The 15,640-nt window shown below is 65.3% G+C and carries 17 protein-coding genes; 3 read left to right on the top strand and 14 right to left on the bottom strand.

What is annotated here, in order from left to right; all coding sequences use genetic code 11:
- Positions 1–115 precede the first annotated feature (115 nt).
- The 8 genes from AASM09_RS21675 to AASM09_RS21710 form a co-directional block, all read right to left on the bottom strand.
- On the bottom strand, positions 116–463 hold the full coding sequence (locus AASM09_RS21675; protein ID WP_162292564.1) for a lipid-A-disaccharide synthase N-terminal domain-containing protein: 348 nt from the start codon (positions 461–463) through the stop codon (positions 116–118).
- Positions 463–1,185: a glycosyltransferase family 2 protein gene (locus AASM09_RS21680; protein WP_049432127.1), complete on the bottom strand. Its 723-nt coding sequence runs from the start codon at positions 1,183–1,185 to the stop codon at positions 463–465. The genes AASM09_RS21675 and AASM09_RS21680 overlap by 1 nt, the downstream gene beginning before the upstream one ends.
- An 89-nt stretch (positions 1,186–1,274) precedes the next feature.
- The gene (locus AASM09_RS21685) at positions 1,275–2,240 is read right to left on the bottom strand and encodes an NAD-dependent epimerase/dehydratase family protein (RefSeq protein WP_049432124.1); all 966 of its coding nucleotides are present in this window, start codon (positions 2,238–2,240) and stop codon (positions 1,275–1,277) included.
- Between the two features lie 51 nt (positions 2,241–2,291).
- The gene (locus AASM09_RS21690; RefSeq protein ID WP_049432122.1) at positions 2,292–3,023 is read right to left on the bottom strand and encodes a suppressor of fused domain protein; all 732 of its coding nucleotides are present in this window, start codon (positions 3,021–3,023) and stop codon (positions 2,292–2,294) included.
- 124 nt (positions 3,024–3,147) lie between these two features.
- Positions 3,148–4,071, bottom strand: coding sequence for a ParB/RepB/Spo0J family partition protein (locus AASM09_RS21695; protein WP_049432121.1), 924 nt, complete (start codon positions 4,069–4,071; stop codon positions 3,148–3,150).
- Complete coding sequence (locus tag AASM09_RS21700; protein WP_005411653.1) at positions 4,071–4,868, bottom strand: ParA family protein; 798 nt, start codon at positions 4,866–4,868, stop codon at positions 4,071–4,073. The genes AASM09_RS21695 and AASM09_RS21700 overlap by 1 nt, the downstream gene beginning before the upstream one ends.
- A 113-nt stretch (positions 4,869–4,981) precedes the next feature.
- Positions 4,982–5,620, bottom strand: coding sequence for a 16S rRNA (guanine(527)-N(7))-methyltransferase RsmG (rsmG, locus tag AASM09_RS21705; RefSeq protein WP_049432120.1), 639 nt, complete (start codon positions 5,618–5,620; stop codon positions 4,982–4,984).
- A 39-nt stretch (positions 5,621–5,659) separates the two neighbouring features.
- Positions 5,660–6,259, bottom strand: a complete 600-nt coding sequence (locus AASM09_RS21710; RefSeq protein WP_049432114.1) for a 4'-phosphopantetheinyl transferase family protein — start codon at positions 6,257–6,259, stop codon at positions 5,660–5,662.
- An 84-nt stretch (positions 6,260–6,343) separates the two neighbouring features.
- Here AASM09_RS21710 and AASM09_RS21715 point away from each other — a divergent pair, with 84 nt between their 5' ends.
- On the top strand, positions 6,344–6,595 hold the full coding sequence (locus AASM09_RS21715; RefSeq protein ID WP_014648887.1) for a GlsB/YeaQ/YmgE family stress response membrane protein: 252 nt from the start codon (positions 6,344–6,346) through the stop codon (positions 6,593–6,595).
- 76 nt (positions 6,596–6,671) lie between these two features.
- Here AASM09_RS21715 and xth read toward each other — a convergent pair whose 3' ends face one another.
- The 4 genes from xth to AASM09_RS21735 form a co-directional block, all read right to left on the bottom strand.
- Positions 6,672–7,439 carry an exodeoxyribonuclease III gene (xth, locus tag AASM09_RS21720; protein WP_049432111.1) on the bottom strand — a complete coding sequence of 256 codons (768 nt, stop codon included), beginning with the start codon at positions 7,437–7,439 and terminating at the stop codon, positions 6,672–6,674.
- Between the two features lie 170 nt (positions 7,440–7,609).
- Positions 7,610–9,019, bottom strand: coding sequence for a coniferyl aldehyde dehydrogenase (locus tag AASM09_RS21725; RefSeq protein WP_049432108.1), 1,410 nt, complete (start codon positions 9,017–9,019; stop codon positions 7,610–7,612).
- Between the two features lie 127 nt (positions 9,020–9,146).
- Positions 9,147–9,686, bottom strand: coding sequence for a DUF3304 domain-containing protein (locus AASM09_RS21730; RefSeq protein WP_049432129.1), 540 nt, complete (start codon positions 9,684–9,686; stop codon positions 9,147–9,149).
- A 54-nt stretch (positions 9,687–9,740) separates the two neighbouring features.
- Positions 9,741–10,235, bottom strand: a complete 495-nt coding sequence (locus AASM09_RS21735; protein WP_152906616.1) for a hypothetical protein — start codon at positions 10,233–10,235, stop codon at positions 9,741–9,743.
- A gap of 405 nt (positions 10,236–10,640) precedes the next feature.
- Between AASM09_RS21735 and AASM09_RS21740 the strand changes: the two genes are divergently transcribed.
- Together AASM09_RS21740 and AASM09_RS21745 are read left to right on the top strand one after the other, a co-directional pair.
- A complete protein-coding gene (locus tag AASM09_RS21740) occupies positions 10,641–11,324 on the top strand; it encodes a hypothetical protein (protein WP_049432105.1) in 684 nt (227 codons plus the stop codon).
- Positions 11,325–11,377: 53 nt separating this feature from the next.
- Positions 11,378–12,013 (top strand): hypothetical protein, encoded by a 636-nt coding sequence (locus AASM09_RS21745; protein WP_197620785.1) that lies wholly within the window; start codon positions 11,378–11,380, stop codon positions 12,011–12,013.
- 280 nt (positions 12,014–12,293) lie between these two features.
- On the opposite strand, the gene AASM09_RS21750 is transcribed toward AASM09_RS21745, so the two are convergent.
- Both AASM09_RS21750 and AASM09_RS21755 read right to left on the bottom strand, forming a co-directional pair.
- Positions 12,294–13,958: an MFS transporter gene (locus AASM09_RS21750; protein ID WP_049432099.1), complete on the bottom strand. Its 1,665-nt coding sequence runs from the start codon at positions 13,956–13,958 to the stop codon at positions 12,294–12,296.
- Between the two features lie 98 nt (positions 13,959–14,056).
- Complete coding sequence (locus tag AASM09_RS21755) at positions 14,057–15,484, bottom strand: DcaP family trimeric outer membrane transporter (protein ID WP_049432095.1); 1,428 nt, start codon at positions 15,482–15,484, stop codon at positions 14,057–14,059.
- Positions 15,485–15,640 lie beyond the last annotated feature (156 nt).

Genomic DNA, 15,640 nt, shown 5'->3' on the forward strand with positions numbered 1-15,640 from the left:
GCTACCAACGAACATGCCGTAGATCCACGCCATGCGTGGATGCGCCGGGGATCCTGATGGGGTCAGAGCCCTTTCCTGCGGAAAGGGATCCGACCCCAAGCCCTACCCGGGGCCCTCAGTGGCCGGCCCTGTCGCGCTTCCAGCCGCGGTGCTTGATGTCCAGGTGCAGGCTGTACAGCGCGGTGAACGCCGGGAACAGGTTCTGCAGCACGCCTACCGAGTCCTGCTTGGCCGAGAACAGGAAATAGCTCAGCGTCATCAGGCTGCCGATCACGCTCATGTACCAGAACAGGCGCGGGATGACCGGCTTGCCGGCGCGCTTGGAGGCAATGAACTGGACCAGCCAGCGGCCGCCGAACATCAGCGCGCCGGTATAACCGATCAGCTTCCAGCCGGTCACATGCAGGCCGGTCCAGTACAGCCAGGTCAACGGCTGGTCCAGCCAGTGCAGCTCCAGATCCATCAACGCTCCTCCACCGCGGTGCGCTTGCTGCGGGTGATCAGCCACGCCACGCCGCGCAGGTCGCGGATGCCGACCAGCGCGCGACCGATGTTGTTGTACTTGGACACGCCTGCGGTGCGGTGACGGTGGTTGACCGGCACGCTGGTGGTCTTCCAGCCGGCGCGCTGCATCAGCGCCGGCAGGTAGCGGTGCATGTGGTCGAAGTACGGCAGGTCGAGGAACGCGCTGCGCTCGAACAGCTTGATGCCGCAGCCGGTATCGGGGGTATCGTCGCGCAGCATGCGCGCGCGGATGGCGTTGGCCCAGCGGCTGGCCCAGCGCTTGCTGCCGCTGTCCTGGCGGTTGACGCGCCAGCCGGCGAACAGCTTCACCTGGGCCTCGGCGGCATCGCGCGCGGCCAGCAGCTTGGGAATATCGGCCGGATCGTTCTGGCCGTCACCATCGAGGGTGGCGATCCACGGTGCGCGCGCGTGCTTGACGCCGGTGCGCACGGCGGTGCTCTGCCCGCTCTGGTTCACGTGGTGCAGCACCCGCAGTTCCGGCGTGGTCGCCTTCAGGCCCTGCAGCACGGCCAGGGTGTCATCGCGCGAGTGGTCGTCGATGTAGACGATCTCGAACGGCAGCCGGCCGCGCAGCGCGGCGGTGATTTCAGCGACCAGCGGGGCGACGTTGTCACGCTCGTTGAACACCGGAACGACAACGGAAAGCTCGGGTTGGCTCATAAGGCACTCGGCCAAGGGGGGACAAAGAGCGCGCATTCTCCGAAACCGAGGTTATCCGAAGATGAACCCCGTGGCGTGAGGATCCATCCTCAGGCGCGATCGCCAAAATACTCGCGGCACCACTGCACCACAGGCGGCAGGCCTTCTTCGATCGGGGTCACCGCATCGAAGCCGAAAGCGTCATGTGCGCGCCGGGTATCGGCCATCGTGCGCACCATGTCGCCGGGCTGCATGGGCTTGTAGACCTTCTGCGCGGGGCGGCCGGCGGCCTGCTCGATGACGCTGATGAAGCGCTCCAGCTCGACCGGCGTATGGTTGCCGAGGTTGAACACCCGGTGCGGCACCGGGCCGTCGGCCGGATGCGCGAGGGCGCCGAGGATACCGGACACAATGTCGGAGACATGTGTGAAATCGCGCTGCATGCGGCCTTCGTTGAACACGTCGATGGGGCGCCCGGCCAGCACCGCGCGCGAGAACAGCAGCGGTGCCATGTCCGGCCGGCCCCACGGGCCATACACGGTGAAGAAGCGCAGGCCGGTGGCATGCAGGCCGTACAGCTGCGCGTAGGTGTAGGCCATCAGCTCATTGGCCGCCTTGGTCGCCGCGTACAGCGAGCGCGGCTGGTCCACGCGCTGGTCTTCGGAGAACGGCGGCGTGGCCGAATCGCCGTACACCGAACTGCTGGAGGCATACACCAGGTGCTGCACGCCGCGATGACGGCACAGTTCCAGCATGTTGACGAAGCCGACCAGGTTGCTGTCAACGTAGGCCTGCGGGTTTTCCAGCGAATAGCGCACGCCGGCCTGCGCGGCCAGGTGGATCACTGCGGTCGGCTGCACTTGATCGAACAGCGCGGCCAGGCCGTCGCGGTCGGTCAGGTCCAGCGTGCGCAGGTCCAGCGCCGGGCACAGCGCGGCGACGCGGTCGCGCTTGATCTGCGGGTCGTAGTAGTCGTTGAAGTTGTCCAGGCCGACCACGGACTGGCCCGCCTCCAGCAGCGCGCGGGCGGTATAGGCACCGATGAAGCCGGCAGCGCCGGTGAGCAGGATGGTCATTGCAGTTGCCTGGAAATCAATGAGTACAGGTGCAGAGGATACGCTGCGGGCTCAGAACAGCCCGAAACGCTTCTTGGCTACGTTGCTGCGGCCGGGTTCGATCACATCCTGGATCTTCTTCGCATCGAAGCGGTCGAGCAGCGCCTCGGCGCCCTTCTTCAGCTTCAGGTCCATCTCTTCCGGATACAGCGGGACCAGGCTCATGAAGCTGATGGTCTTGCCGTCGTCCAGTTCCAGCGTGGCGAATTCTTCCGGGGTGGTCACCGGCGGCAGCACGATGGCACCGTCGAAGCCCACGCCCGGCGCGTAGGGCTCGCTGGGATGGCCGTTGGGAATGGTGTGGCCGAAGCCCAGCCAGGTGTCGTACTCGTGCGGCAGCCGCGCCATGCCCTTCAGCAGGCGCACCGGCCAGTAGTTGCGCTCGTCCTCGAAGGCGTCCTGGGAGATCGGCCAGTCGGCCGGCAGGGTCACCATCAGCTCCATGTAGCGCGGCACGTCCGCATCCACTTCCGCTGGCACGGTCATCGGCAGGTCGCTCATGCCGGAGGTGACCAGGCGCAGGTACGGGAACTGGTCATTGGCCGGCACCACATGCACGTCGATGTGCACCAGGTCGGAGATGATTTCGTGGAAGACACCGGAAACCGGGCCGAGATGGCGCTCGATGTGGGCGCTGATCGCCTCGATGTGTGCTTCGCCCTGCGCGGGGCTGAAGTCTTTCTGGCGGCTGTGCACCATGATCGGGCTGCCGCCCGGGCTGACGTCGTCGAAGGCGTTGCTCATGTCCTGCTCCCTGGATGAAGCCACAGACCGGAGAGCCGTGCATCCCCCGGCGCGGCGGTGCGTTCCCTGTCGTTGATGAAGGGACGCGGCAGGAACAGGCCGCCCCCCTGTCGCTACGCCAGGCTCAGCCCTGGCGCGTACGCAGCTTTTCCAGCACGCCGTCCAGGGTGTCCAGGTCGGTGTAGTGGATGATCAGCTTGCCCTTGCCGCCGCGGCCGTGGTTGATCGCCACCTTGGCGCCGAGCGATTCGGACAGTTCGGTTTCCAGCGAGGCGATGTCGGCCTGCTGCACCTTCGGCGTGGCCACCGGGCGGTTGCTGGGTACTTTGCCGGCCGCAAAGGCCTGCGCACGGCGCTCGACCTCGCGCACCGACCAGCCCTCATCGGCCGCTTCCTGCGCCAGCTTGCCGGCCAACTCGGGGGCCAGGGTCAGCAGCGCGCGGGCGTGGCCCATTTCAAGGCGGCGCGTTTCCAGCAGCAGGCGGATGGCCACCGGCAGCTCCAGCAGGCGCAGCAGGTTGGACACCGCCGCACGCGAGCGGCCAACGGCCTCGGCGGCCTCGGCGTGGGTGAGGGTGAACTCGCTGATCAGGCGCTGCAGCGCCTCGGCTTCTTCCAGCGGGTTGAGGTCTTCGCGCTGGATGTTCTCGATCAGCGCCATCGCGATGACGGTGCGGTCTTCCAGCTCGCGCACCACCACCGGCACTTCGTCCAGCCCGGCCAGCTGCGAAGCGCGCCAACGGCGTTCACCGGCGACGATTTCGTAGTTGCCCGCCGGCAGCTGGCGCACCAGGATCGGCTGGATCACGCCCTGCGACTTGATCGAGTCGGCCAGCTCGGACAGCTTGCCCTCGTCCATCTCGCGGCGCGGCTGGTACTTGCCCGGCTGCAGCTGGCCCACCGCCAGCTTGCGCAGCACCTCACCCGGCAGCGGCTCGATCACTGCGGTGGTGGCCTGCACCTGGCTGACCGCGCCCTTCGGGCCCAGCAGCGCATCCAGGCCACGGCCGAGGCCCCGCTTCTTGGCTGCCGGCTTGCTGCTGGTCATCAGACGGTCTCCACGGCCTTGGCGGCCTTGTTGCGTTCGTTGTTGCGGCGGATGATCTCGCCGGCCAGGCCCAGGTAGGCCACGCCACCGCGCGAGGCGCGGTCATAGCCGACGATGCTCTGGCCATGGCTGGGCGCTTCGGCCAGGCGCACGTTGCGCGGCACGATGGTGCGGAACACGCGGTCGCCGAAGTGCTCGGTGAGCTCGGCCGACACCGCGTTGGCCAGGTTGTTGCGCACATCGAACATGGTGCGCAGCACGCCTTCGATCTCCAGCGCCGGGTTCAGGCTGGTGCGCAGCGCTTCGATGGTTTCCACCAGCGCGCTCAGGCCTTCCAGTGCGTAGTACTCGCACTGCATCGGCACGATCACCGAATCGGCGGCGGCCAGCGCGTTGAGCGTCAGCAGCGACAGCGCCGGCGGGCAGTCGATCAGGATGTAGTCGTATTCGTCGCGGATCGGCGCCAGCGCGCGCTTCAGGCGCTGCTCGCGCTCGCTCTGGCCCATCAGCTGGATTTCGGCGGCGGTCAGGTCGATGTTGCCCGGCAGCAGGTCGTAGCCTTCGGCAGTCTGCACGCGCACATCGGCGGCGCTGTTCTCGCCCAGCAGCAGATCACAGGTGGAAGCGGCCAGCTCACGCTTGTCCACGCCGCTGCCCATGGTCGCGTTGCCCTGCGAGTCCAGGTCGACCAGCAGCACGCGCTTGGGGGCGTTGGCCAGGGAAGCGGCCAGGTTGACGGCGGTCGTGGTCTTGCCGACGCCACCCTTCTGGTTGGCGATGGCGATGATGCGGGCCATGCAGGTGTGCCTCGTCGACGGATGGTTGGGACCGGTCATTATGCGTACAACCGGCCCCGGGCGGAAATCGTGAATCGCCAACCTCTTGTTCCACAAGGGGCTGGCGATGGCAATCAGGGGCCTGTAACAGTGACCAGGTGGCGTTCGCCGGCCAGGCCGGGCACGCTCAGCGGGGTCACCTCGCGCACCTGCCAGCCAGCCGGCAGCTCCGCGATCTCCTCATGGGGATAGACGCCCTTCATGGCCAGCAGTACGCCACCGGGGCGCAGCAGATGGCCACCGACACGGACGATGCCGGCCAGGGTGTCCATCGCGCGCGCGGTCAGCTGGTCGTAGCGACCGGCCTCGTCCAGGGCCTCGGCGCGCGATTCGGCCACGCGGGCGTTGTCCAGGCCGAGCTGGCGCACGGCTTCGCGCATGAAGCGCGCCTTCTTGCCGTTGCTCTCGACCAGGGTGACCTGCAGGCCCGGGCAGGCGATCGCCAGCGGGATGCCGGGCAGCCCGGGGCCGGTACCGAGGTCGGCCAGGCTGCCATCGTCCACGAACGGCTGCATCGCCAGCGAATCGAGCAGGTGGCGGGTGACCATCTCCTGCGGATCGCGGATGGCGGTGAGGTTGTAGGTGCCGTTCCAGCGGTGCAGCAGGGCCAGATAGCGCAGCAGCGGCGGCGCCAGTGCGGCGTCCAGGCCCATGCTGGCCAGGCCCTGTTCCAGCGTGGCGGCCACGCTGGCGGGAAGTGGGTGTTCGCTCATGCCAGCATTATCGCCGGTTTTGCACGCCGATTCCCCGCTTCAGTGCGGATACCAGGCCAATGCGGCGCGGAACTGCCCGGTGGCCTGCCACTCATGTAGATGCCAGCGCGCGGCCTCGCCCAGTTCCGGGTCGCACCAGCGCAGGTGCAGGGCGCCATCGGCCCCTGGCGCCAGCTGCAGGCGGTGCAGGCCGAACGAGATGCCCTGCCCGTGCGCTTTCAGCATCGCTTCCTTGGCGCACCACACGCGGAAGAACCAGTGCTCGCGGCCGGCCTCGTCCAGGCTCTCCAGCCAGGCCACCTCGGCGGGGTGGAAGAAGCGCTGCACGATTTCCAGCAGCCGCGCGCGCGGCCGCAGCAGTTCCAGGTCCACGCCCAACCGCACGCCTTCACCCAGCGCGACCAGCAGCACCTCGCCGCTGTGGCTCCAGCCGGTGCCGTAGTGCGCCAGTGCGCCGCTCAGTTCCGGCCGGCCCTTGTCATCGCGGACCAGCGGCAGCGTCTCGGGGTCGGCACCCAATGCCTGCGCCAGCACCTGCCGCGCCTGCGGTTCACCGCGGTGACCCGGCACGTGCGGGCAGCGCCAGACCGTCACCGGACCGAAGCGCCACGGGCCGTCGAGGGTGGCTGGCAGGCTCATCCGCACGCGCCCATCACGCAATTGCACGACGGGTTCACGGCCGTGCGCGTCAACTGGTCACAGTTCCCCACCGGAGGTTCGATCATGGGTATCATCATCTGGCTGATCGTCGGCGGCATCGTAGGCTGGCTGGCCAGCATCATCATGAAGCGCGATGCCCAGCAGGGCATCATCCTCAATATCGTGGTCGGCATCGTCGGCGCGCTGATTTCCGGCTGGCTGTTCGGCGGCGGCATCAACGAAGCGATCACCCTCCGCACCTTCCTGTTCTCGCTGATCGGTGCGGTGATCCTGCTGGCGATCGTCAACCTGTTCACCCGCAAGAGCATACGGTGATCTGAGGGGTAGCGCCGGGCCATGCCCGGCGTCTCCCTGCCGCCGCTGTGCTCGCCGGGCATGGCCCGGCGCTACCTCAACCCAGCTGCACCCACGCCGGCGCATGGTCGCTCGGGCGTTCCCAGGTGCGCGGCTCGCGGTCGATGCCCGAGGCCACCGCGCCGCCCTTCAGCGCATCGGAGACCAGGGTCAGGTCGATGCGCAGGCCCAGGTTGCGGCGGAAGCCGGCCGCGCGGTAATCCCACCAGCTGAACACACCGGCTTCGTCGTTGTGCAGGCGGAAGCCATCGTGCAGGCCCAGCTGCAGCAGCTTGTTGAGCGCGCCGCGCTCGGCGGTGGAGGTCAGGATGTGGTTGTCGTTCCACACCTCCGGATCGTGCACGTCGCGCGCGTCCGGGGCGATGTTGAAGTCGCCCATCACGATCAGCTTCGGGTGCCGCTGCAGTTCTTCGGCGATCCAGGCATGCACTGCCTCGAGCCAGCGCAGCTTGTAGTCATACTTGTCGGTGCCGATGTCCTGGCCGTTGACCACGTACAGGTTGATCACCCGCAGGTCGCCGAAGGTACCGGCAATGACGCGCTTCTGTTCGTCCTCGAAGCCGGGAATGCCGATCTGCACGTCCTGCGCCGGCTCACGCGACAGCAGTGCCACGCCGTTGTAGGTCTTCTGGCCGGCGAACACGCTGCGGTAGCCGGCGGCGATCAGCGCAGAGTCGGGGAACTTGTGGTCCTCCAGCTTGGTTTCCTGGATACCGACGATGTCCGGGCCGAACTCCTTGAGCCACTGCTCCAGGTGCGGCAGGCGGACATTGAGCGAATTGACGTTCCACGAGGCGATCTTCATGGGGGCATTCTACCCGGGTGGGCGGGGCTGGGCTCGGCCTGGATTCCCGTGTAGAGCCGAGCCCATGCTCGGCTGCATTGATCGGGCACCCAGCCAACAGCAGCCGAGCGTGGGCTCGGCTCTACAGAAGAATCGGGCCCTGATTCAGTAGAGCCACGCCTTGCCTGGGTTCACCGCAGCAGCAGCTTCAACAACCCTGCAATCTTCGAATACGGCGGCCGCAGCCGGTCGCTGGCCGCCCAGCGTGACTGCCACAGCACCGGCAGCCGCTTGCTCATCGCGTCGAACCCGGCCCGGCCGTGGTACGCGCCCATGCCGCTGGCCCCTACCCCGCCAAACGGCAGGCCATCGGCGGCGAAGTGCAGCAGCGTGTCATTCACCGTCACCCCGCCCGCCACCACCTGGCCGAGGATGCGCTCCACCGTCGCCGTGTCATGGCTGAAGGGATACAGCGCCAGGGGCCGGTCACGCGACAGCACGTCGGCCAGCGCAGCATCCAGATCCGGATAGGCCCGCACCGGCAGGATCGGCCCGAAGATCTCCTCGCGCATCAGGTCCAGGTCGTCCGGCGGGTCCAGCACCACGGTCGGCACCAGCAGGCGCTCACGGTCAGCACGCGCATCATCCACCTGCGCCAGCGGAATCACTGGCACACCGCGTTCGCGCGCCTGCGCCAGATAGCCCTGCAGGCGCCGGTACTGGCCTTCGTTGATGATGCGCGTGTAGTCGTCGGCATCGCTGAAATCGCCGTAGCGCTCGCGCACCTGCTGCTGCAGCGCCTGTACGAACTCGCGCTGGCGAACGGTATCGATCAGCACATAATCCGGCGCGATGCAGGTCTGGCCGGCGTTGAACCACTTGCCGGTGGCCAACCGCGCGGCGGCCTTGTCCAGCGGGAAATCGCGACAGACAATCGCCGGCGACTTGCCGCCCAGTTCCAGCGTGACCGGCACCAGATGCTCGGCTGCGGCGGCCATCACCTTGCGGCCAACGGCCGTCGAGCCGGTGAACAGCAGATGGTCCAGCGGCAGCGACGACACCGCTGCGGCCACATCCGCCCCGCCCTGCACCACCGCCACCCGATCGGGCGGGAACACACTGGCCAGCAGATCGGCCAGGAACGCGCTGGTGCGCGGCGTGTGTTCAGAGGGCTTCAGCAGCACGTGGTTGCCAGCGGCAATCGCGGTGGCCAGCGGCACCAGGGCCAGCGTGACCGGGTAATTCCAGGGCGAAATCACCCCGACCGCGCCCAGTGGCGTCGGCCGCAGCTGCGCGCGCGCCGGCCACAGCTTCCAGCCCGCCGATGCCCGCTGCGGCTTCGACCAGCGCCGCAGATGGCGGCGCAGGTGGTCGATGGCCGACAGCACGCTCATGCCATCGGCCAGTTTCGATTCGGTGTGGGCGCGGTGGCCGAAGTCCTCGGCGATGGCCTGGGCCATTTCGTCCAAGCGCGGCTTCAATGCCTCGCGCAGGCGGTGCAGGTCATTCTCGCGCTGGTCGAGCGAAGGGCGCTGCGACTGCCAGGCGCTGCGCAGGGTGTGCAGGATGGCGGGGAGGTCGGCTGGGGCGATGGTGGTCATGGGCCGATTGTAGGGTCGAGCCGTGCTTGGCTCGCATGCCAACCTTCACGTCCTGGCACGGGGTCTCATTCGGACACCTCCCAACCGCCTTGCATGCGTTCACCCTCGCATGCAAACCCGTCCATCACTACGCCTTCTTCTGGTCGGTAGGTTCTGCCGGGCATGACTGAGGTTCTGGCAACTCAAGCGGGATTTTGATCGGGTACTCGGGGCTGCTGTACGCGTAACAGGAGGTGGTGACCTGAATCTCATCGCAGGGCAGGAAATGCACGGTGATGCCGCAGACGTCCTGGCCGGTGTAGTCCGGGACGGGGACGACTTTGCTTTGCCTGCGCTTCTGCGCCAGGATTTTTTCTCTCCAAGCCAGAACTTTGGACCAATCTTCTGTCCCAGGAAAATCTATCGAGCTTCCTGCACCCGTTTCCCAGTCAACCCGCACCGTCAGCCCCGGATACCAGCGCTCTGGTGCACCGTAGCAGCAGCCTCCACCCCCGCCTTGATATGGGCCAATGATGTCAACGGCTGAACGACCATCGACACTGAACCGGTTGATCGCCCAGTGGGTGTGGTTGACGCCATAGATCGCACTCGCATCCACAGCGTAGGCAGACAAGAGCAGAGGTGGGCCAGCAAGAAATGCCAGCGCCACGCGCTTCAAAGCAAACATCATTGAAACTCCATAATGTATAGCCCTCATTTCTTGTCCGAGGGCACCAATGCCCTACTCAGGCGCAAACTCCCGCCTCCAGTCACGCAGCATCTCGACCTCCCGCGCGATCAGTGCTGATTCTGCTGCGGGCGCGTCGGAGAACTGTTCGCCCGACACTGGAATCCTCTTCAGGGGGACATTCCGATCACCTACGAAGAAGTGGGGTGTAAAGCAGTAAGGCTCATCCCCCGATTCCGTGGGCTGCTTCACCAACGTCGCGAACACGGCATTCGTCGGCACGCTCGGTTTGGCGGCTGAACACCACGGATGCGACGAGACGATGTCCTGAATCCGCGCACCAGCCCGACGTAACTCCGTGGGACTGAAAACCTTGCCGAGAGAGACGCGATGTACCCGATAGGTGTCGACTTCCGGTTGCGCCTCGACAAGCCATCCTGAGTTGTCATGCGATGTGCAACTGCAATCGCAGGTCACCAGCGTTGCGTTTGGTACGGCGTTGTTCCAGGACAGCCAGACCTTCTCTGTCTTGCAAAGTTGTTTGATCACGGGCGATCTTTCCTCGACTCGCAGGCTTCCCTGCGGTGTCGCACCGTCGGCAGCTACATGCGTTTCAGCGCCAGCCGCTGACGCTGAGACAGTGATGATCGCTGCCAGAAGTACCCTGCGCATGTCCCGATCCGATTCGATGAATCACACATGCTATGGGGCGTACTGACGAACAAAGGGAGTTCGGGCCATTTGCGTCAGAAGTTGGCAGTTCTTGCTAGAAGCCCCCGTCTTCCGTGTGGCTGGATACGTCATCCCGCACCGGTACGATCAAATACTGGGCTGATATGTAGATTCGTACTTGTTTCATTGCCGCACGACGTCAGCGCGCTGAAGGTAGTGTTCCACCTCCAATAACATGCGTAGATGCGACGCGTATTTGCATTTCTGACCGGATGTCTTCTCATGGCCGGAACTGCCGATGCCAGCGAGCAGTCCATTGATGTCGCGGAAGTCGGCCTGAACGCCGAGCACGAACACATCCCGTTGGTAGGCGACACCCTGGCTGCCGTCGTCGGCGATCTCGAGGGCGATGCCACACCCGGTGCCAGTATTGGCAGGGTGCTCGAGATACTTGCAGAGAGACTCGAACGTACGACCTGCTATCTACAGCCCCCCGTCAAAGACAGCTCACGTTCGTCCGGCGTGACCTGCGGCGGACCCGATGTAGACAGCGTCTTCCCGTACTACACCGCCTTGCGGCAGGCGAAGACACCAGCAGAGCACGAGAGTCGGGGCCGTCGCTTCCTGGACGCCTATACGGCGTTGCTCAGGGATGCGCCGGATGTCGCCCTCACGCGACCAAACGAAGATGAGGCGGCAGATGGGTTGTTACATGTGCTCTTCCCGTTCAAGGCCTGGGACGAGAAGCTGAACGTTCCACGCCATGACGTGTACTTCCCGTTTGTTCCTGTGTGCAACCTCGTTGTCGCTCGCGCTGCGCGCTGCCCGGAAGCCGACCAGTTGCGCAGAAAGATCGAGCAGGCAGGCGATGAGAGTGAACAGCGCTTGTTGTGCATCAAGGAGTTCTCGAGGCGACAGCTGGCGGAGGAAGGTGAATGTCCCGAAGTGACCAACACGAGCCCCTGATGCCCATCGCATGCTCCCGCCTGAAGATGACGGTTTCCTGGAGAATGAACTTGTTGAGCTTGATCTTCACTCTGCTTGCAACACTGGCTTCAACAGAGGATACGAAGGCTGGCAGCGGGAGATGGGTGCACGCTGGCAGCAACATCACACTGCGATACGACGGCGAGGAGAGCGGTCGCTACCGGAACCTGTCGGTGATGAAGCAGGGCAAACTGGTGCGCCGCATGGCACTCGGCAAGCGCTCGTACTCTCTGTTCGAGTACGACCCCGATCCGACGACGTCCCCTGACGGTCGGTATGTGCTTGTCACTGACTTGGAATCCGGGGAGGTTGGCTTGACGGATGGGCGCGGTTCTCTGCATGAAAGGCAGTACTGCGGTTTCATCGACACACAAAGCGGCTGCCTGTTCGCGCGTCAGACCGGGCAATTCTGTGGAGGGCAGTTCAATGACGCTGGCGCCTGGGTATCTTCGGCGCTTCCAGAGCTGATCCTTGCTGATGGGCGCCCCACCGCGGAGGACTATGTCTCAGGCCGCCTGAGTCCCTCGGATGCACCCGATGGTTCCCTCGACAATCTGCTTCGCTGCGACCCACCAGGCCCAGGCAACAGAGACCACTACGAGAAGCTGATCGATGCGGGGATCTTTAACGTCACTCCCTCGCAGAGAAGGGCGCTGTACGGCGGGTAGAGCCTACTGTTGATCGACTGCACCAGGCTCTAACTTGCACTGCCTACCGCGATTGAGTCAGATCCCTTTCGCATGCGAAAGGGATCTGACCCCGGGCGCGATACGGGCTGTGGCTTCGGATGCTTGTCAACCGCGATGACGGCATTGAGTGCTGTCTGTTCGCGTCTGCGGAATTCTGTGCCGCGCGTTGCGCGGTCGCCGAGCATGGCTCGGCGCTACAGGGAAACGAAAAGGCCGCGGTCTGCACCACGGCCTCTCCTTCATCCGATGAACATCATTCTTACTTGGTGATATCCACGTCCTTGGTCTCGCGCAGGAACAGGCCACCGATCACCACCGACATCAGTGCGATGATGATGGGGTACCACAGGCCGTAGTACAGGTTGCCGGTACCGGCCACCAGCGCGAACGAGATCGCCGGCAGGAAGCCACCGAACCAGCCGTTGCCGATGTGGTACGGCAGCGACATCGAGGTGTAGCGGATGCGGGTCGGGAACAGTTCAACCAGGTAAGCGGCGATCGGGCCGTAGACCATGGTCACGTACAGCACCAGCAGCCACAGCATGAAGATGGTGCCGGCGATGTTGATGCGGGCACCATCCGCCTTGGCCGGATAGCCGGCGGTGGTCAGGGCGGTCTTCAGTTCCGCACCGAACGCATCGGCCTTGGCCTTGCCGTCTTCCTTGGTCAGGCCGGCGGCCTCATACGAGGTGACGCTGGCGCTGCCCACGTTCACCATCGCCAGCGAACCGGCGGCGGCGGGCTGCACGTCGTACGGCACACCGGCCTTGGTCAGCGCGGCGGTGGCCACGTCGCAGGAGCTGGTGAACTTGCGCAGGCCCACCGGATCGAACTGGAACGAGCAGGTGTTCGGATCGGCCACGACCAGGGCCGGCGAGCTGCTGCGGGCTTCTTCGATGGCCGGGTTGGCGAAGTGGGTCAGGCCCTTGAAGATCGGGATGTAGGTGACGGCCGCCAGCAGGCAGCCGGCCAGGATGATCTTCTTGCGGCCGATGCGGTCGGACAGCCAGCCGAAGAAGATGAAGAACGGCACGCCCAGCGCCAGCGCGGCCGCGATCAGCAGGTAGGAGGTGGTGGCATCGACCTTCAGCATGCTGCTGAGGAAGAACAGCGCGTAGAACTGGCCGCCGTACCAGACCACGGCCTGGCCGGCTGCAGCGCCGAGCAGGACCAGCAGCATCAGCTTCAGGTTGCCGCCCTTCAGGCTGTCACGGAACGGCGTCTTGGAACCCTTGCCCTCGGACTTCATCTGCTGGAACAGCGGCGATTCGCTCAGCTGCAGACGGATCCACACGGACACGCCCAGCAACAGGATCGAGACCAGGAACGGGATGCGCCAGCCCCAGGCTTCGAAGGCTTCGTTGCCGAGGAAGTAGCGGCAGGCCAGGATGATCAGCAGCGACATGAACAGGCCGAGCGTGGCGGTGCACTGGATGAAGCTGGTGTACAGGCCGCGCTTGTCATCCGGCGCATGCTCGGCCACGTAAGTGGCGGCACCGCCGTACTCGCCGCCCATCGCCAGGCCCTGGGCCAGGCGCAGGATGATCAGGATCACCGGTGCGGCGAAACCGATCGAAGCGTAGTTGGGCAGCACGCCGACCAGGAAGGTCGAGATGCCCATGATCAGGATGGTGACCAGGAAGGTGTACTTGCGGCCGATGCGATCGCCGAGGCTGCCGAAGAAGGCCGCGCCGAACGGACGCACGAAGAAGCCGGCGGCAAACGCCAGCAGGGCGAAGATCATGCCCGTGGTTTCATTGACGCCGCTGAAGAACTGCTTGGCGATGATGGCGGCGAGCGAGCCGTACAGGAAGAAGTCATACCACTCGAACACCGTGCCGAGGCTCGAGGCGAAGATGACCTTCTTGTGGCCCTTGGTCAGGGTGCCCGCTGGATTGTGCGGGCTTGATGCAGTGCTGGACATGGGACGTTTTCCCTCTGTAGGTGCCGACCTGGGTCGGTGGGTGCCGACCGTTGGCCGGCACTCAGTTCGGTAGGTGCCGGCCGTTGGCCGGCACGCTCTTAGAAGCTGTACTTCGTGGTGAACTGCAATCGGGTGATATCACCCTTGTTGCCGTTCTCCACTTCGCGACGGCCGTACATCAACTCCGCGCCGATATCGACCTTGGGCAGCGGCGAATAGAAGATGTTGCCGCGGATGCTCTGCACGCTCTTGGTCACCAGCGGGCCGAGAATGCTGTCGTTGTCGTAGTCGCTGCGCGCGTAGATCAGGTTGGTGCGCAGCTTCGGCGAGAACGCATGCCGCCAGCCCACGTAGCCGGCAAGCACGCCGGTCGGGTTGAGCTCGTCGCGGGCCACGTCATAGGCACTGTCGGCGGTAATGCCCAGGCCGATGTAGCGGGCGATGCCTTCGCCGCCGGTCAGCTGGTAGTGCAGCGAATCGCTGTCACCCATCACCCACTTGCCGCCCAAAGTCAGGCCGCCAGCCACCTTGTCGGCCTTGGCGCCGGTGGCCTGGTTGTCGACCTTCAGCTGACGGACGATGCCGCCGACACCGAAGGTGCCCCAATCACCCTTCCAGCCATAGCGCATGGTCAGATCGGGCAGGCTGCCACGGTCGGAGTTGGCACTGGCGTTGGTCCATGCGCCGGTGACCGGGTTGCGGGTACCGGTGAGGGTGGTGGCTTCCGGGTTTTCCAGCGCGACGCTGAAGCCGCCCTGGGTGTAGCGCACCTGGGCCTGGCGCACGAAGATCACGCCGTCGGTGGGACCGACGAAGTCGACCGCTTCGGGCAGTGCGGCCGCGTCCATGAAGTTGGACCAGGTCTGGCCGGCCATCCAGTTGTTCCAGTACATGTAGGCGTGGCGCAGGGTCACACCGTAGGTATTGGTGGCGGTCTGGTTGCCCAGCGAATTGCCGAAGAAATCCATCTCGAAGAACGCACCGGCCTTGTTGCCCGATTCGCTCACGTTGTCGATGCCCAGGTTGAAGCGCGAGAACTTGGCGTGGGCGTTGAAGTCGGTGCCCGAACGCTTGCCGCTGCCGCCGGCGCCTTCCACCGGGGTCTGGCCCGGCAGGTACAGCGAGCGGCCGGTGGCGTCGTCGGCCAGCTGGCCATCGCTGGTCTGGGTGGCCAGGAAGTCGGCCTTGATGAAGCCGCCGATCTTGACCGTGGTACCCGGCGCTGCGCCCGGGGTGATGGTGGTGACCTGGATCGGCTGCTTGCCGGCCGGCACCTGTGCGACCGGCTTCTGCTCGGCCTGCACCGTGCGCACTTCGGTCACCGCCTGCTGGGTCTGGCTGATCTGGGTCTGTTGTTGTTGCTGCGAAGACAGCAGCAGCTGGACCTGGCGTTCCAGTTCGGCAACGCGTGCTTCCAGTGCCTTCTCTTTGGCGGTCTCTGCGAACGCCATGCCCGGTGCGACCAGGGCGACCAACAGGCAGGCCGCCAAAGGTTTGCGCACGGCTTTCAACGTACGGTGGCTCATGTTGCCCTCTCTCCCAAGTGGCAAGGTGATGCCGCGCGTGGGGCACGGTCGAGCCGAGACTGCGGGGCGATTATGTATAGCGGCTATTCGCCATTGGTCGAACCCGGCCCTGCTGGGCGCTCACTTTCGACCATGGTCTAACCAGGGTGGTGACGC

This window comes from Stenotrophomonas maltophilia (genome assembly GCF_039555535.1).
GTDB classification, from domain to species: domain Bacteria; phylum Pseudomonadota; class Gammaproteobacteria; order Xanthomonadales; family Xanthomonadaceae; genus Stenotrophomonas; species Stenotrophomonas maltophilia_Q.

Excerpts from the sequence above, each read along its gene's own strand:
- AASM09_RS21675 (WP_162292564.1), bottom strand. The coding sequence starts at position 463 with ATGGATCTGGAGCTGCACTGGCTGGACCAGCCGTTGACCTGGCTGTAC.
- AASM09_RS21680 (WP_049432127.1), bottom strand. The coding sequence starts at position 1,185 with ATGAGCCAACCCGAGCTTTCCGTTGTCGTTCCGGTGTTCAACGAGCGT.
- AASM09_RS21685 (WP_049432124.1), bottom strand. The coding sequence starts at position 2,240 with ATGACCATCCTGCTCACCGGCGCTGCCGGCTTCATCGGTGCCTATACC.
- AASM09_RS21690 (WP_049432122.1), bottom strand. The coding sequence starts at position 3,023 with ATGAGCAACGCCTTCGACGACGTCAGCCCGGGCGGCAGCCCGATCATG.
- AASM09_RS21695 (WP_049432121.1), bottom strand. The coding sequence starts at position 4,071 with ATGACCAGCAGCAAGCCGGCAGCCAAGAAGCGGGGCCTCGGCCGTGGC.
- AASM09_RS21700 (WP_005411653.1), bottom strand. The coding sequence starts at position 4,868 with ATGGCCCGCATCATCGCCATCGCCAACCAGAAGGGTGGCGTCGGCAAG.
- rsmG (WP_049432120.1), bottom strand. The coding sequence starts at position 5,620 with ATGAGCGAACACCCACTTCCCGCCAGCGTGGCCGCCACGCTGGAACAG.
- AASM09_RS21710 (WP_049432114.1), bottom strand. The coding sequence starts at position 6,259 with ATGAGCCTGCCAGCCACCCTCGACGGCCCGTGGCGCTTCGGTCCGGTG.
- AASM09_RS21715 (WP_014648887.1), top strand. The coding sequence starts at position 6,344 with ATGGGTATCATCATCTGGCTGATCGTCGGCGGCATCGTAGGCTGGCTG.
- xth (WP_049432111.1), bottom strand. The coding sequence starts at position 7,439 with ATGAAGATCGCCTCGTGGAACGTCAATTCGCTCAATGTCCGCCTGCCG.
- AASM09_RS21725 (WP_049432108.1), bottom strand. The coding sequence starts at position 9,019 with ATGACCACCATCGCCCCAGCCGACCTCCCCGCCATCCTGCACACCCTG.
- AASM09_RS21730 (WP_049432129.1), bottom strand. The coding sequence starts at position 9,686 with ATGTTTGCTTTGAAGCGCGTGGCGCTGGCATTTCTTGCTGGCCCACCT.
- AASM09_RS21740 (WP_049432105.1), top strand. The coding sequence starts at position 10,641 with ATGGCCGGAACTGCCGATGCCAGCGAGCAGTCCATTGATGTCGCGGAA.
- AASM09_RS21750 (WP_049432099.1), bottom strand. The coding sequence starts at position 13,958 with ATGTCCAGCACTGCATCAAGCCCGCACAATCCAGCGGGCACCCTGACC.
- AASM09_RS21755 (WP_049432095.1), bottom strand. The coding sequence starts at position 15,484 with ATGAGCCACCGTACGTTGAAAGCCGTGCGCAAACCTTTGGCGGCCTGC.